11 protein-coding genes are annotated in these 15,196 nt (G+C 62.8%); 5 read left to right on the plus strand and 6 right to left on the minus strand.

All coding sequences use genetic code 11. The features are described from left to right. The first annotated feature begins 190 nt into the window (after positions 1 to 190). Together C4Q26_RS17500 and tadA are read left to right on the plus strand one after the other, a co-directional pair. Positions 191 to 1,573, plus strand: coding sequence for a multicopper oxidase family protein (locus C4Q26_RS17500; RefSeq protein ID WP_023382077.1), 1,383 nt, complete (start codon positions 191 to 193; stop codon positions 1,571 to 1,573). After that, positions 1,573 to 2,052, plus strand: coding sequence for a tRNA adenosine(34) deaminase TadA (tadA, locus tag C4Q26_RS17505; protein WP_104881326.1), 480 nt, complete (start codon positions 1,573 to 1,575; stop codon positions 2,050 to 2,052). The genes C4Q26_RS17500 and tadA overlap by 1 nt, the downstream gene beginning before the upstream one ends. A 204-nt stretch (positions 2,053 to 2,256) precedes the next feature. Here the strand turns inward: tadA and mltF are convergent, their stop codons facing one another. Further along, on the minus strand, positions 2,257 to 3,714 hold the full coding sequence (gene mltF / locus C4Q26_RS17510) for a membrane-bound lytic murein transglycosylase MltF (protein ID WP_023382075.1): 1,458 nt from the start codon (positions 3,712 to 3,714) through the stop codon (positions 2,257 to 2,259). Positions 3,715 to 4,151: 437 nt separating this feature from the next. On the opposite strand from mltF, the gene purL reads away from it, so the two are divergent. Together purL and C4Q26_RS17520 are read left to right on the plus strand one after the other, a co-directional pair. Further along, positions 4,152 to 8,051, plus strand: coding sequence for a phosphoribosylformylglycinamidine synthase (purL, locus tag C4Q26_RS17515; protein ID WP_104883353.1), 3,900 nt, complete (start codon positions 4,152 to 4,154; stop codon positions 8,049 to 8,051). Positions 8,052 to 8,053: 2 nt separating this feature from the next. Beyond that, the gene (locus C4Q26_RS17520) at positions 8,054 to 8,365 is read left to right on the plus strand and encodes a hypothetical protein (protein ID WP_023382073.1); all 312 of its coding nucleotides are present in this window, start codon (positions 8,054 to 8,056) and stop codon (positions 8,363 to 8,365) included. 4 nt (positions 8,366 to 8,369) lie between these two features. Here C4Q26_RS17520 and C4Q26_RS17525 read toward each other — a convergent pair whose 3' ends face one another. The 4 genes from C4Q26_RS17525 to tatA form a co-directional block, all read right to left on the minus strand. After that, positions 8,370 to 10,400 (minus strand): HET-C-related protein, encoded by a 2,031-nt coding sequence (locus C4Q26_RS17525; protein WP_104881327.1) that lies wholly within the window; start codon positions 10,398 to 10,400, stop codon positions 8,370 to 8,372. Between the two features lie 69 nt (positions 10,401 to 10,469). Then, complete coding sequence (gene tatC, locus C4Q26_RS17530; protein ID WP_023382071.1) at positions 10,470 to 11,255, minus strand: twin-arginine translocase subunit TatC; 786 nt, start codon at positions 11,253 to 11,255, stop codon at positions 10,470 to 10,472. Continuing rightward, a complete protein-coding gene (gene tatB, locus C4Q26_RS17535; protein WP_104881328.1) occupies positions 11,252 to 11,542 on the minus strand; it encodes a Sec-independent protein translocase protein TatB in 291 nt (96 codons plus the stop codon). The genes tatC and tatB overlap by 4 nt, the downstream gene beginning before the upstream one ends. Further along, positions 11,542 to 11,760, minus strand: a complete 219-nt coding sequence (gene tatA / locus C4Q26_RS17540) for a twin-arginine translocase TatA/TatE family subunit (protein ID WP_023382069.1) — start codon at positions 11,758 to 11,760, stop codon at positions 11,542 to 11,544. The genes tatB and tatA overlap by 1 nt, the downstream gene beginning before the upstream one ends. Before the next feature lie 146 nt (positions 11,761 to 11,906). Here tatA and gspK point away from each other — a divergent pair, with 146 nt between their 5' ends. Continuing rightward, positions 11,907 to 12,872, plus strand: coding sequence for a type II secretion system minor pseudopilin GspK (gene gspK, locus C4Q26_RS17545; RefSeq protein ID WP_023382068.1), 966 nt, complete (start codon positions 11,907 to 11,909; stop codon positions 12,870 to 12,872). A 42-nt stretch (positions 12,873 to 12,914) separates the two neighbouring features. On the opposite strand, the gene C4Q26_RS17550 is transcribed toward gspK, so the two are convergent. Next, entirely contained in the window at positions 12,915 to 14,975 is a 2,061-nt protein-coding gene (locus tag C4Q26_RS17550; RefSeq protein WP_027906562.1) for a PhoX family phosphatase, read from the minus strand. Between the last annotated feature and the right edge of the window lie 221 nt (positions 14,976 to 15,196).

Here is a 15,196-nt window from a genome sequence, read left to right on the forward strand (position 1 = left end):
GCTGTACGGTAGTGTGAGAGGACAGCGGGTGCAAACCCGCCTCCAACTCGATTCCACCGCCCGAAGAGGCTCGGAACCAGCGATACAATCCTTCACTTAATATTTCCCATTTGCAGGTGTATCGTATTCGCCCTTCATCGCCAGCGGCTGCTGGCAGACTGATTGCGCCGAACACGAGGTACCCGCACCGATGTCCTTCACCCGTCGACAAATGCTCAAAGGCCTGACAGGCCTGGTTGTGGTAGGCCTGGGCGCCGGAGGGGCGGCGCGGTACTGGCTGGGCAAGGTCGAAGACGAGAACGCCGGGCACGACTACGAGTTGATCGCCGCCCCCTTGGATGTGGAGCTGGTGCCTGGCTTCAAGACCGAGGCCTGGGCTTTCGGTCCATCGGCCCCAGGCACCGAATTGCGGGTGCGACAGGGCACCTGGCTGCGGGTGCGCTTCATCAACCACTTGCCGGTGGAAACCACCATCCACTGGCATGGTATCCGTCTGCCGCTGGAAATGGACGGTGTGCCATACGTCTCACAGTTGCCGGTAAAACCAGGCGAGTATTTCGACTATAAATTCCGTGTGCCGGACGCCGGCAGCTACTGGTATCACCCCCATGTCAGCAGTTCCGAGGAGCTGGGGCGTGGCCTGGTCGGACCATTGATCGTCGAGGAGCGCGAGCCCACCGGATTCCGCCACGAGCGCACGCTGAGCCTGAAGAACTGGCACGTGGACGAGCAGGGCGCCTGGCTGCCCTTCAGCATTCCACGCGAGGCGGCGCGCAACGGCACGGCTGGGCGGCTGATCACCATCAATGGCCAGCCGGACTCGGTCACCGAACTGCCTGCCGGCCAAGTGGTGCGCGTGCGTCTGCTGAACCTGGACAACACCTGGACCTACCGGCTCAACCTCAAGGGCAACTGCGAGGCGAAGATCTATGCCTTGGACGGTAATCCCGTCACGCCGCGCCCGCTGGAAGACGAATACTGGCTTGGCCCTGGCATGCGTATTTGCCTGGCCATCCGCATTCCAGAGGTGGGAGAGGAGATTTCCCTGCGCGATGGCTTCGTGCGCCTGGGCACCCTGCGCTCCGTGGCCAGCACTGATGCGCCCAGCGATTGGCCGCCGGCTTTGCCGGCCAACCCGATCGCCGAACCGGACCTGGAGAATGCCCAGAAGCTGAACTTCAATTTCGAATGGGTTGGTAAAGTGTCGGTCAACACCGAGAACGGCAAGCCGCCTAGCCTGTGGCAGATCAACGGCCAGGCCTGGGACATTACCGACAAGACCTGCGCCGACCGCCCCATCGCTACGCTGCAGAAGGGCAAGAGCTACATCTTCGAGTTGAAGAACATGACCCAGTACCAGCACCCGATTCACCTGCACGGCATGAGTTTCAAGGTAATCGCTTCCAACCGCCGCGACATCGTCGAGCCTTGGTTCACCGACACCTACCTGCTGGGCAAGAACGAGCGGGCACAAGTCGCGCTGGTGGCCGATAACCCAGGCACATGGATGTTCCATTGCCATGTCATCGACCACATGGAAACCGGCCTGATGGCCGCGATTGCGGTGGTCTGATGCGTGCGCAGATCATCGATCGCAGCCGCGATCAGGAATTCATGCGCCTGGCACTGGCCCTGGCTGCCGAGGGCGCGTCGATGGGCGAGGTGCCGGTGGGCGCGGTGCTGGTGCAGCATGGGCAGGTGATCGGCCAGGGCTTCAACCGGCCGATCATCGACAGCGACCCCAGTGCCCACGCCGAAATGGTGGCTATTCGGGCGGCAGCCAAGTCAGCCTGCAATTATCGCCTGCCTGGCAGCACCCTGTACGTGACGCTCGAACCTTGCAGCATGTGCGCGGGGCTGATCGTGCATTCGCGGGTGGCGCGGGTGGTGTATGGCGCGCTGGAGCCCAAGGCGGGTATCGTGCAGAGCCAGGGACAGTTCTTCAGCCAGGGGTTTCTCAACCACCGGGTGATGTTCGAAGGCGGGGTGCTGGCCGAAGAGTGTGGGCAGCTCCTGAGTGAGTTTTTCAAGGCTCGCCGGGCCAAGGCCTAGGCCCTGTACGAAAAGCCTTGATACGCGGTGATGCTGCGTTGAAAACAGCCTCGGTATGCTCATTCACAACCCGTAAACGCCGCTTCCTCGGCTGTTTTCGCCTTGCCTGAGCTTCATCCCAAGACTTTTCACTCAGCCTAGCGCTGCCCAGGGGCTGTGCACAGCCTGTAGGAGCCGGTTTGCCGGCGGTCAGGCCGTGAAGGTTCACATCGGCGGCGATTGATCCGCTGGTTTGTCCTTGTTGACCCCGGGCACATGCAGGCTGCCCTCGGCCACCTGGCCCTCGAGCTGCGGCTGGGTCACCCAGGTGAGGATGTCGTAGTAACGACGAATGTTGGCCACGAAATGCACCGGTTCGCCACCGCGGGCATAGCCGTACTTGGTCTGCCGGTACCACTGCTTCTGCGACAGGCGCGGCAGCATTTTCTTCACGTCCAACCACTTGTTCGGGTTCAGCTTCTCGCGCTTGGCCAGGGTGCGGGCATCTTCCAGATGGCCAGTGCCGACGTTGTATGCGGCCAGGGCGAACCAAGTGCGGTCCGGCTCCTGAATACTGTCATCGAGCTCTGCCTTGATTTTCATGAAGTACTTGGCACCGCCCTGGATGCTTTGCTTCGGATCCAGCCGGTTGGATACGCCCATGGCCTGGGCGGTGCGCTGGGTCAGCATCATCAGGCCGCGTACGCCAGTCTTGGAGGTGACTTCCGGCTGCCACATCGATTCCTGGTAGCCAATGGCGGCCAGGAGGCGCCAATCGACCTTCTCGACCTTGGCGTAGCTTTTGAAATGTTTCTCGTACTTGGGCAGGCGTTGTTGCAGATGCTGGGCGAAGGTGTATGCACCGACATAGCCCAGTACGTCGACATGGCCGTAGTAGCGATCTTTCAGGCGCTGCAAGGTGCCATTCTTCTGCGCCTTGTCGAGGAACTCGTTGACCTCGTTGAGCAGGCTGTTGTCGTCACCCGGAGCCACCGCCCAGCGCTGGTCGCGGGTATCGCCCAGGTCGAAGGCCACCCGCACGTTGGGGAAATAGACCTGGTTCATGGCCAGCTCATTGGAATCGACCAGGGTCAGGTCGATTTGGCCTTCATCCACCATGCGCAGCAGGTCGACCACCTCGACGGCGTCCGACTCTTCATATTGCAGGGACGGGTACTGTTTTTTTAGCGCGGCCAGCTGGTCGGCGTGGCTGCTGCCCTTGAGCACCATGATTTTCTTGCCGACCAGCCCCTTGGGGTCGGTGGGGCGTGGGCGGCCGTTGCGGTAGATGACCTGTGGGGTCACTTCCAGATAGGGGTGGGAGAACCGGGCCTGGGTCTGGCGCCGTTCACTGCTGACAAGGCCCGCCGCTGCGAGCACCGGACCGGAGGGTTTGTTCAATTGGTCGAACAGTTCGTCGAGGTTGTCGGCGGTCTCGATCTCCAGCTTCACGCCGAGATCATCGGCGAAATGCTTGACCAGCTCGTATTCGAAGCCGGTTTCGCCGTTACGATCCTGGAAGTAGGTGGCCGGGCTGTTGCGGGTAATCACGCGCAGCACACCATCCTCCTTCACGCGCTCCAGGGTGCTGGGTTTTTCAACACAGGCACCGAGCATCAGAAAGAGTCCGGTTGCGATGAGCCATCTGGCGCAGCGCTGGCGCAAAGCAGTGTGGGCGAACATAGGTTGCAGTATACGCAAAGGACCGGCCCCGCCATATCTCGACAACGGTTAGCTTGTCTGGTAGCGGGTTATGTGCTGCGCCTGTGCCTAAGGTGGCCGGCTTTAGGGGGAGTGGGGATGGGAGATCGAGCGCCGCCTGCACGGCGCATCGCGAGCAAGGCTCGCTCCTACAGTTATGCCTGTGGGATTCGCGCGCGTTCGTCACTGGCATTACTGGCTCGAAACAAGCGTAGGAGCGAGCCTTGCTCGCGATGCGCCGTGCAGGCGGCGCTCGATCCCCAGTCCCTGCGCCTCTCAATCCAATCACCCTAAATTTCTGACCCGAAAGTCCGGTTCCACCGCCCGGCAGCCGTGGCGTAGAGCGGGTGCCGAAAGTTATCGAATTAGGCTAGAATGCACGGCCTCTAAGCACACCCCTTCCTGAGGCTGTCCCGACGATGTTGATCCTGCGCGGCGCTCCTGCCCTTTCTGCCTTTCGCCACGGTAAATTACTCGAGCAACTGAGCCAGAAAGTCCCCGCTGTTACTGGTTTGTATGCCGAATTCGCCCATTTCGCCGACGTCGACGGCGAGCTGACCGCCGACCAGCAGCAGGTGCTGGGCCGTCTGCTCAAGTACGGCCCGAGCGTCCCGGTACAGGAGCCAAGCGGCCGCCTGTTCCTGGTCGTCCCGCGTCTGGGCACCATTTCGCCCTGGGCCAGCAAGGCCAGTGACATCGCCCATAACTGCGGCCTGCAGTCGATCCAGCGCCTGGAGCGTGGCATCGCCTACTACGTCGCGGGCAACCTGAGCGACGCCGACGCCGAAGTCATCGCCGCCGAGCTGCACGACCGCATGACCCAGCGCGTCCTGGGTCAGCTGGAGCAGGCAGCCGACCTGTTCAGTCACGCCCAGCCCAAGCCAATGACCTCGGTCGACATCCTGGCTGGCGGCCGCGCAGCCCTGGCCCAGGCCAACGTCGACCTGGGCCTGGCCCTGGCCGAAGACGAAATCGACTACTTGGTCAACGCCTTCCAGGGCCTCAAGCGCAACCCGAACGACATCGAACTGATGATGTTCGCCCAGGCCAACTCCGAGCACTGCCGCCACAAGATCTTCAACGCCAGTTGGGACATCGACGGCCAGGCTCAGGAAAAGAGCCTGTTCGGCATGATCAAGAACACCTACCAGATGCACAGCGAAGGCGTGCTGTCCGCGTACAAGGACAACGCCTCGGTAATCGTCGGTAACGTCGCCGGTCGCTTCTTCCCGAACCCTGAGACCCGCCAGTACGGTGCGGTACAGGAGCCGGTGCACATCCTGATGAAGGTCGAGACCCACAACCACCCGACCGCCATCGCCCCGTTCTCCGGCGCCTCCACCGGCTCCGGTGGCGAAATCCGCGACGAAGGTGCTACCGGTCGCGGCGCCAAACCCAAGGCTGGCCTGACCGGCTTCACCGTTTCCAACCTGCGCATCCCGGGCTTCGAACAGCCATGGGAAAAGCCATACGGCAAGCCAGGCCGCATCGTCGACGCCCTCGACATCATGGTCGAAGGCCCGCTGGGCGGCGCTGCGTTCAACAACGAATTCGGTCGCCCGGCCCTGACTGGCTATTTCCGTACCTTCGAGCAGGCCATCAACACCCCGCGTGGTGAAGAAGTCCGCGGCTACCACAAGCCGATCATGCTCGCAGGCGGCATGGGCAACATCCGTGAAGACCACGTGCAGAAGGGCGAGATCACCGTCGGTGCCAAGCTGATCGTGCTCGGTGGCCCGGCCATGCTGATCGGCCTGGGCGGCGGCGCCGCCTCGTCGGTCGCTACCGGTGCCAGCTCCGCCGACCTGGACTTCGCCTCGGTACAGCGCGAAAACCCGGAAATGGAGCGCCGTTGCCAGGAGGTCATCGACCGCTGCTGGCAGCTGGGCGACAAGAACCCCATCGCCTTCATCCACGACGTGGGTGCAGGTGGTATCTCCAACGCCTTCCCCGAACTGGTCAACGACGGTGGCCGCGGTGGTCGCTTCGAGCTGCGCAACGTGCCCAACGACGAGCCGGGCATGGCCCCGCACGAAATCTGGAGCAACGAGTCGCAGGAACGCTACGTGCTGGCTGTCAGCGCCGAAGACTTCGAGCGCTTCCAAGCCATCTGCGAACGCGAGCGCTGCCCGTTCGCGGTAGTGGGTGAAGCCACCGAAGAGCAGCACCTGACCGTCACCGACAGCCATTTCGGCAACACGCCGGTGGACATGCCGCTGGACGTGCTGCTGGGCAAGCCGCCGCGCATGCACCGTTCGGTCACCCGCGAAGCCGAGCTGGGCGATGATTTCGACCCGAGCGAGCTGGACCTGGACCAGGCCGTCGAACGTGTCCTGCATCACCCGGCGGTTGCCAGCAAGAGCTTCCTGATCACCATTGGCGACCGCACCATCACCGGCCTGGTGGCACGCGACCAGATGGTCGGCCCGTGGCAGGTGCCAGTGGCCGACTGCGCCGTCACCGCCACCAGCTTCGATGTCTACACCGGTGAGGCCATGGCCATGGGCGAGCGTACCCCGCTGGCTCTGCTGGACGCCCCAGCCTCCGGCCGCATGGCGATCGGCGAGACCCTGACCAACCTGGCAGCGGCGCCAATCGCCAAGCTTTCCGACATCAAGCTGTCGGCCAACTGGATGTCCGCCGCCGGTCACCCGGGTGAAGACGCTCGCCTGTACGACACCGTCAAGGCTGTCGGCATGGAGCTCTGCCCGGAGCTGGGCCTGACCATTCCGGTCGGCAAGGACTCCATGTCGATGAAGACCAAGTGGAGCGATGACGGCGTCGAGAAGAGCGTCACCGCGCCGATGTCGCTGATCGTCAGCGGCTTCGCCCCGGTTACCGACGTGCGCAAGACCCTGACCCCGCAACTGCGCATGGACAAGGGCGAGACCGACCTGATCCTGGTCGACCTGGGCCGCGGCAAGAACCGCATGGGCGCCTCGATCCTGGCCCAGACCTACGGCCAGATCGGTGCCCAGGCACCGGACGTCGACGACGCCGAAGACCTCAAGGCCTTCTTCGCCGTGATCCAGGGCCTGAACGCCGATGGTCACCTGCTGGCTTACCACGACCGTTCCGACGGCGGCCTGCTGACCACCGTGCTGGAAATGGCCTTTGCCGGCCACTGCGGTCTCGACCTGCAGCTCGACACGCTGACCGACAACCGCAAGGACGTACCGGCCATCCTCTTCAACGAAGAGTTGGGCGCGGTGATCCAGGTTCGCCAGGATGCCACTCCGGACGTGCTGGCCCAATTCAGCGCCGCCGGCCTGGGCGAAGGCTGTGTGTCGGTGATCGGCAAGCCGGTCAACAACGGTGACGTCTCCATCAGCCTCAATGGCGAAGTGCTGTTCGACGACGAGCGCCGCATGCTGCAGCGCCAGTGGGCCGAGACCAGTTACCAGATCCAGCGCCTGCGCGACAACGCCGACGGTGCCGATCAGGAATTCGACCTGCTGCTCGAAGAAGACAACCCAGGCCTGTCGGCCAAGCTGGGCTATGACGTCAATGACGACATCGCCGCACCGTACATCAAGAAAGGCGTACGTCCACAAGTGGCGATCCTGCGTGAGCAGGGCGTCAACGGCCAGGTCGAGATGGCTGCCGCGTTCGATCGCGCAGGCTTTGCCGCCATCGACGTGCACATGAGCGACATCCTCGCCGGCCGTGTCGATTTCGCCGATTTCAAAGGCCTGGTGGCCTGTGGTGGCTTCTCCTACGGTGACGTGTTGGGTGCCGGTGAGGGCTGGGCCAAATCGGCGCTGTTCAACGTCCGTGCCCGCGACGCCTTCCAGGCCTTCTTCGAGCGTACCGACAGCTTCGCCCTGGGCGTGTGCAACGGTTGCCAGATGATGTCCAACCTGCACGAGCTGATTCCGGGCACCGAATACTGGCCGCACTTCGTGCGCAACCGCTCGGAGCAGTTCGAGGCGCGCGTGGCCATGGTCGAGGTGCAGAAGTCCAATTCGATCTTCCTGCAGGGCATGGCCGGTTCGCGCATGCCAATCGCCATCGCCCACGGTGAAGGCCATGCCGAGTTCGCCAGCGAAGAGGCACTGCTCGAAGCCGATGTGTCCGGTTGCGTGGCACTGCGCTACGTCGACAACCATGGCAAGGTCACCGAAGCCTATCCGGCCAACCCGAACGGCTCGCCGCGTGGTATCACCGGCCTCACCAGCCGCGATGGCCGTGTGACCATCATGATGCCGCACCCGGAGCGCGTGTTCCGTGCTGTGCAGAACTCCTGGCGCCCGGATGAGTGGCAGGAAGACGCACCCCTGATGCGCATGTTCCGCAATGCGCGCGTTTGGGTGAACTAAGGGTGTACAAGCTCGCCTTCTTCGTCCCCGCCAGCCACCTCGAAGTGGTCAAGGCCGCCGTGTTCGCCGAGGGTGGCGGACGCATTGGCGACTACGACCACTGCGCCTGGCAAACACTTGGCCAGGGCCAGTTCCGCCCATTGGACGGTAGCCAGCCGTTCCTGGGGCAAACCGGCCAGGTCGAAGTGGTGGAGGAGTGGAAGGTGGAGCTGGTCGTGGACGACGACCTGATCGCTCAGGTCGTCGCCGCGCTCAAGCAGAGTCACCCTTACGAGACGCCAGCCTACGAGGTCTGGCGGCTCGAACAGTTTTGAGCGCTTAACCGAACGGGAAAGCGCTGCTGATAATTTCCGAGACGGTGTTGGGTGCGTTGCGGTACTGCTCTCCCAGCACTCTCACCCTGTCCTTTTCCTCTCTCTCGAGTTGCGCCTGCAGTTGCACCAGGTCTTCCAGGCGGCTGCCCGCTTGAATCTTGTTCCGCGATCCATCCGGGTCTTTCGCCTCCCATGCCGCCACGATGTCCTCATGCCAATTGTCGGCATCAGGGTGCAGAATGAAATTCATGGCCACGCTAGCCGGGTCTCGCTCGGTGTTGCCCTGCCAGAATTCATACATCGAGCGGCCCACCTGCTCTACCGCGTAAGTGGCCAGATAGGCTGCCAGTTCATGAAACGGGTGGGTGTCGTGATCCTTGGCCAGTTGTGAATGTGTCGGGTGCAAGCCAGGCTTCTCATTGGGGTTATGCCCGGACAACGTCTGGTATTCGTCGACGCTGTCCGCAACCCAGTTCAGCATGCCCTGCATCGTGGAGTTGATTGCATTTTGCAGCAGCGTCAGCGGCAGTTGAGTGATCCACCGTCCGGCTTCGAATAAGCCGAACAAGGGCGCCGCCGCTGCCTTGTCGCGCAATTCCAGGTAGGTTTTCAGCCAGGAGAGCGGCACATCGGTAGGATGTTCGGCCAGCAGGATCAGCAGGGCCTGCTCTGCGTCACTGCGGTCCCCCGGTTTGGTGCGTTTGAAATCGAGCGCTTTCGTCTCGAAAAAGATCTGGCCCAGCGGCTCGGCGATGCTGGCGATCACGTCCAGACCACCAAACATGCCCGTGACGATCGGCAAGCCATGCTTGCAGTCTGTTTCCGTGGTCCAGGGCAGAACCTCATGGCCCTTTTTGCGCAGGCACAGTTCGACGAAGTTGGAGTGAGAGAAATAGTCTTCGAGCACATGCAGCGCTTCGCCGAAATAGCGTCGGCCCTCGATCGTGTTACCCGCGTTCATGGCGTCGATCAGCTTGTTGTACATGTAGCGGGCGGCATGGTCGACGTAGTTCGAAATGGAGCGCGCCGGATGGACCCGCAGCAGTGGGTCGTCAGCCTTTACCAACGGCTCGAAGTCCGGATCGATGGCCTGAGGGTCGATGCTGTCGCTGGCCGGGTTCAGCGGATTGTCGATATGCTCGGAAGGCCGGTATACCCCAAGCTTTTCCTCATCCACGGTGTAGGCGCGGCGGCCGGCTGGGGTGTCCTGCAGGTCGTGAAATTCCTTGAGTGCCAACAAGTCGACCAGCTTGGTCAGCGCGGCTCGCGACAATGTTGACGGAAAGTTCTTCGGTTCGTCCGGTTTACGCACGATTTTGGGGTCCAGCAACTGTGAGTGATCGCGCAACCAGTTGCCGAAGTAGATGCTCCGACGTTCTTCGTCAGTGAACCCCACGGATGCCAAGCCCCTTTCCAAGGCCTCGTGACCGAAAGAGCCAGCCTTGTCGTGGCCGTTTCCTGCGACGAACGCTGCGGTTTGAGGGAGCGGCTCCAGGGTAGGCATCGTCAGGCGCAAGTCTTCACCCGCGTAGTTGGCGTACACGGTGTGGTCGGTTGCGCTGGCACCGTAGAAGAACATCATGGCGGCGTAATCGGTGCCGACGTCGTGCGCTGTCTCGGCCTGGGACTCAGGTGAGCGTTCCTGTGCACGTTCGTCGATGTCTCGGCGTATCACGCTGCGCAGGTATTCGCCGAACGCCCTGGTCATGGCGTTGAACAGATTGACACTCATGAAGGCTTCGTCGCGTGCCTGCGCGATCGCGGAAATCGCTACGACAATCGTACGGCTGGCGCCGTCATAGCGGGCAAGGGTGCTTTCCTGGGCATCGATCCGATAGCTCGGGTTGGCGATGTTGCCCTCATGCAAGGCTGCCCGCAGTTTCAAATAGGTAGCGACTGGCAGGTCGGTACCAAACACTGACATCAGCAGCGTGACGAAGAGCGCTTTGTCGGTGTGCCGGGCCAAGGCATCGAGTCGGCCCAGCTCATAGGTGCTTTCCAGGGTTGGGCTGTTGACGTTGGTTTCAATGGGCATGGGCGTCTTTCCGTACAGAATGGAACGCCCAGTCTGGTGGCCTGGATTACCCGGATGAACCGAGCAGCCTTACCTGAGGGAGAGGTTTTCCTCACCGGTCGCATCGGCCTGCATTCCAGGGGGCGGGTGCGCGCCGACCAGCGTGCTCGCCACCAGCCCCAGTTCGAACAGCACCCACATCGGTACCGCCAACATCGTCTGCGAAAACACGTCAGGCGGCGTCAGAATCATCCCCACCACAAAACAGCCGACGATCACGTAGGGTCGGCTGCGCCGTAACCTGGCCACATCGGCCAGCCCCGTCCAGATCACGATGAACGTCGCCACCGGAATCTCGAACGCCAAACCGAACGCCAGGAACAACGCCATGATGAAGTCCAGGTACTGACTGATGTCGGTCATCATCGCCACGCCTTCAGGTGTCACGCTGGCAAAAAAGCCGAACATCATCGGAAACACCAAGAAGAACGCGAACGCCATGCCGGCATAGAACAGCACGATGCTCGACACCAGCAGCGGCAGGGCAATTCGCCGTTCGCGGCGGTACAGGCCAGGGGCCAAAAAGCCCCAGGCCTGGTGCAGCAGCAGCGGCATGGCGACGAACAGCGCGCACAGGGCCGTCAGCTTGAACGGAGTCAGGAACGGTGAGGTCACGCTGGTGGCGATCATGCTCGCGCCTTCGGGTAGAAAGCGCCGCAGCGGCTCGGAGATCAGCGTGTAGAGAGTTTGGGCGAAGGGAAACAGGCCGGCGAATACCACGGCGATCACCAGCAGGCAGCGCACCAGGCGCTTGCGCAGTTCGCGCAGATGTTCGGTCAGCGGCATCCCCGTTGCCGGGTCCATGGCAACGCTCATGAAGCATTCTCCTTCGGTAGGCTGGCGGTGTCTGCATCGTTGGCCGGCGCCGTGTTGAGGCTGATGCCTCGGCGTATATCCTGCTCAAGACGTTGCAACGGTGCGCTGTCCAGGTTCGGCATGTCGATCTCGCGCTCCATCTGCGTGCGCAGTGCGTTCATGGCCCGGCGTGCCTGGCCGAGGCCACGCCCCAGGGTACGTGCCGCCACCGGCAAACGTTCCGGGCCCAGTACCAGCAAGGCGATGACACCTACCAGCAGCAGTTCGCTGAAACCTACCTCGAACATCAGGCCTGTCGATCCGACTGTGCTTGCTGAGTCGTCAGCGGCGCGGGCTGTGGCGGCTGCGGGTTGGCGTTGGCATCCCCATCGCCGCCCATGGATTTGCGAAAGCCCTGGATCGCCTCGCCGACGTCGCTGCCCAGGCCTTTGAGGCGTTTGGTGCCGAACAACAGAAACACGATCAGCAGAACGATGACCAGTTGCCAGATTCCAATGCCACCCATGTGCGACCACTCCTGTAAGGTCATGAAAAGGAAAGGTAATCCTGCCCGGTGCAGATGACATGAACATGACCGCCCCTTGATTGCCATCTGACTGCAACACCCTGGGTGTTGACTGGCGCTTTCAGTGACCAGCAAGGCGGTGAGGGATGGGTGGTAGGCGACAGCGGGGGGCAGCGCTGCTGATGGTGATGGTGGTGCTGGCGATGCTCGCTGCAGGCATGGCCTGGATGGTGGAGGATGGCCGACGCCAGGTCGACGAGGTTCGCCTGTTGCATCAGCGTGTGCAGGTGCGAGCCATGGAGCAGGCGGGGTTGGCCTATGCCGAACAGGCATTGCGCGACCCAGCCTGGCGTCAAAGCCCGCTGTTCTGGCAGGCATTGCGCGGACAACCACTGACGTATGATTTCGGCGCCGGCAAGGCGCAACTGCGCGTCAGCGACCAGCACACCTGTTTCAACGTCAACGCGCTGCTTGGGGCAGACGGCGAACGGGCCGAGCGCCAGTTGCGCTTCCTGCTGGGAGACGACATGGCGGCCGAACGCCTGGTCGATGCCTTGGCCGACTGGCTCGACAGCGACAGTGACGCCCGCCTGCAGGGCGCCGAGAGTGCCCAGTACCTGCGCCAGCAACCGCCACGCCTGGCAGCGAACCAACCCATGCTCGACACCAGCGAGTTGAACCTGTTGCTGGAGCCCGATGCTTCACGTCAGGGCCAATTGCCGATGCTCTGCGCCTTGCCACAGACCACGGGCTGGCGCCTCAACGCCAATGCCTTGGGGTTGGAGCATCTGCCGTTGCTCGATGCGCTGTACGAGGGACATTACCCGCGCTCGCTGCTAAGTCGCATCGTCAGTGGCCGACCAACGTCCGGCTATGCGGATGCCGCAGCGTTGCGCCAGGCGCTTGGCGCGGTGGATGACCAGACCTTCGAGACACTCAGTGAAGGCTTGCTGCTCAACAGCGGGCATTTCCTGTTGCAGTTGTCGTTCGAGGAGCAGGGGCGGGTGATGCGCAGCGAGTTTCAACTGGAGGCGCTGGGAGTGGTGCAGTGGCATGCGCGGGTACCGGCGCAGCAGGTGCGAGTGCGGAGTCGCGCGCCGATGGCCTGGTGAGCCATGGGGCCGGCCTCAGTGCCGACCCCGCCGCCGAGTACGTCAGGCGGTGCCGATTTCCCCGCCATCATCGCGCTGGATCACCACCGTCGAGGCGCGTGGCCGCACCGTGCTGCCTGCTGGCGTGGCATCGGTAGCCCTGTCGGTGTACGGCCAGTTCTCGGGGTGCTGAATGTTCACGAACATTGTCTTGTTGTCCGGAGTGAAGGTGATCCCCGTCACTTCGCAACCATTCGGACCGACGAAGAAGCGGCGCAGGTCCACCTGGTTCTGGGCATTGACTGGGACCTGCTTGCCGCTGGCATCGACCAGGTTGGTGGGGATCACCGCCAGCAATTGGTCGTTGGTGTAGTCGGTCACGGTCGACTCACCATTGTCGGTCTCGAACCACAGCACGCCACGGCTATCGAAGCTCATGCCGTCTGGGCTTGCGAACTGGTTGAGTTCGGTCAGGCCCGAGCGGTTGATGTCAGCGGTACCTGCGGCGTTGGCGCCGAACACGAAGATGTCCCAGGTGAAGCTCAAATGATCGTCGCTGTCGTGCCAGCGGATGATATGGCCATGGCGGTTCGGGCCGCGCGGGTTGGCCGCGTCGACCTTGTCGGCGGTGCGCGCGCTGTTGTTGGTCAGGGTCAGGTAGACATCGCCATTGAGCGGGTTGACCGTGGTCCACTCCGGGCGGTCCATCGGCGTGGCGCCCACGGCATCGCCCGCGCCACGGGTGTTGAGGAGGATGCCCGGCAGGTCGCCATACAGCGCCCCCAGGGTGCTGCCGCCCGTGGTGGCGGTGGTGACGTCGAGCAGCAGCCAGACGCCGGTGCCGTCGGCATTGAAGCGCGCCACGTAGAGCTTGCCCTGGTCCATGTACTTGGCACCGGTGGCCAGGCGATTGGCCGGGGTGGCGTCGGCGGCATCCCACACGGCATCGGACACGAACTTGTACACGTATTCGTTGTTGGAGTCGTCACCCATGTACCAGACCAGCGGCTTGCCGGCCACCGGCAGGCCAGGGCAGCACCCTTCATGGCGCAAGCGTCCCAGGGCCGTGCGCTTGGTGGCCTGGGTGGAGCTGTCGTACGGGTCGATCTCGACGATGTAGCCGTAGGTGCTGGCTTCGTTGCGGTAGTCGTCGGTGGCGCTGGCGCCTTTGACGGTGACGTCGAAGCGGGCGAACTCATCGTCCACCTCGCTGGCGTCGCCCGCTGCGGTTTCCCATTTGTACTGTCCGTTGGACGTACCCACGCCGATGCGCGCCTGGTCGGCCGGGCGAGTGCCCTTGTTGACGAAGATGCCGGGCCAGTTCTCTTCACAGGTGAGGTAGGTGCCCCATGGGGTGTAGCCGTTGCCGCAATTGTTGTTGGTGCCTCGGCACTGGGTGCCGTCCGGCGAGAACTTGGTCTTCACATGGTCGGTGCCGCGCAGGGGGCCTGCGATGTCCATTTGCGAGGCGGTGGTGAAGCGGCGGTTGAGCGGGTCGTTGTCGACCACCTGCCAGCGGCCACTGACTTTCTGCAGGCGCACCACGCCAGCGCCGTGGGCGTTGATCTCCTTGCGCACCTCTTCCACTGGGCGGTTGCCGCTGCCATCGGTGGTCGGGCCGGCGGGGTGCAGGGCGGCGGTGTCGATGTATTCGAAGTTGATCGCCAGCAGGCCATCTTCGGAGCTGCCGTTGATGGGGAAGAAGTGCATGCCGTCATGGTGCATGCCCATGGCGTTGGCCTGGTCGGTCGAGGTGTTGCTGCCGTCGGACTTCCACGGATTGCCATTGCTGTTGAGCGGCGTGCCCCAGGGGGCTAGCACGTAGGCGCTGTAACCGGCGGCGACGACGCAGGCGTCGGTGCGCGAACCTGGAATGGACTGGAAGCCCAGTGCCAGTGCGGGCGGCTGCGGGTCGGTAACCGGAGGCTTGGAGGCTGCATCGTCGTCCGAGCCGCCACCACTGTCGAAGCAGCCCGTTAGGCCGGCCCCGGCGATCATGGCAATGGCCGCGCCGAGGCTGCCGCGCATCACGCTGCGACGGCTCAGGTAAGCATCCATGACGCTGGCCATCGGCAGGTTACCGCTCAGGTTGCGATCCAGGTTATCGCCGCTTTCTCGACTCATCAGGGTGTCCTTAAATTGGCTGAGTTGGAGGAAAGCGCGACTTTAGAGCGCAAGTGTGATGATTGATTGGCAGAAATGTTAAGGGGTTTTTAAAACTACCCGTTCTTACCGAGCGTTCACAAAGATCAATTTGGAATTGCTGTCGGATTTCTGCCATTAAACTGTCACGCGAACGCCGCAACATCCAGGGCCCAACAGGAACGTGGATAGGGACGGCAGGC

The organism is Pseudomonas sp. SWI44 (assembly GCF_002947915.1).
Lineage (GTDB): Bacteria > Pseudomonadota > Gammaproteobacteria > Pseudomonadales > Pseudomonadaceae > Aquipseudomonas > Aquipseudomonas taiwanensis.

Bases quoted from the DNA above. Each gene is read 5' to 3' on its own strand.
- C4Q26_RS17500 (WP_023382077.1), top strand. From the start codon at position 191: ATGTCCTTCACCCGTCGACAAATGCTCAAAGGCCTGACAGGCCTGGTT.
- tadA (WP_104881326.1), top strand. From the start codon at position 1,573: ATGCGTGCGCAGATCATCGATCGCAGCCGCGATCAGGAATTCATGCGC.
- mltF (WP_023382075.1), bottom strand. From the start codon at position 3,714: ATGTTCGCCCACACTGCTTTGCGCCAGCGCTGCGCCAGATGGCTCATC.
- purL (WP_104883353.1), top strand. From the start codon at position 4,152: ATGTTGATCCTGCGCGGCGCTCCTGCCCTTTCTGCCTTTCGCCACGGT.
- C4Q26_RS17525 (WP_104881327.1), bottom strand. From the start codon at position 10,400: ATGCCCATTGAAACCAACGTCAACAGCCCAACCCTGGAAAGCACCTAT.
- tatC (WP_023382071.1), bottom strand. From the start codon at position 11,255: ATGAGCGTTGCCATGGACCCGGCAACGGGGATGCCGCTGACCGAACAT.
- tatB (WP_104881328.1), bottom strand. From the start codon at position 11,542: ATGTTCGAGGTAGGTTTCAGCGAACTGCTGCTGGTAGGTGTCATCGCC.
- tatA (WP_023382069.1), bottom strand. From the start codon at position 11,760: ATGGGTGGCATTGGAATCTGGCAACTGGTCATCGTTCTGCTGATCGTG.
- gspK (WP_023382068.1), top strand. From the start codon at position 11,907: ATGGGTGGTAGGCGACAGCGGGGGGCAGCGCTGCTGATGGTGATGGTG.
- C4Q26_RS17550 (WP_027906562.1), bottom strand. From the start codon at position 14,975: ATGAGTCGAGAAAGCGGCGATAACCTGGATCGCAACCTGAGCGGTAAC.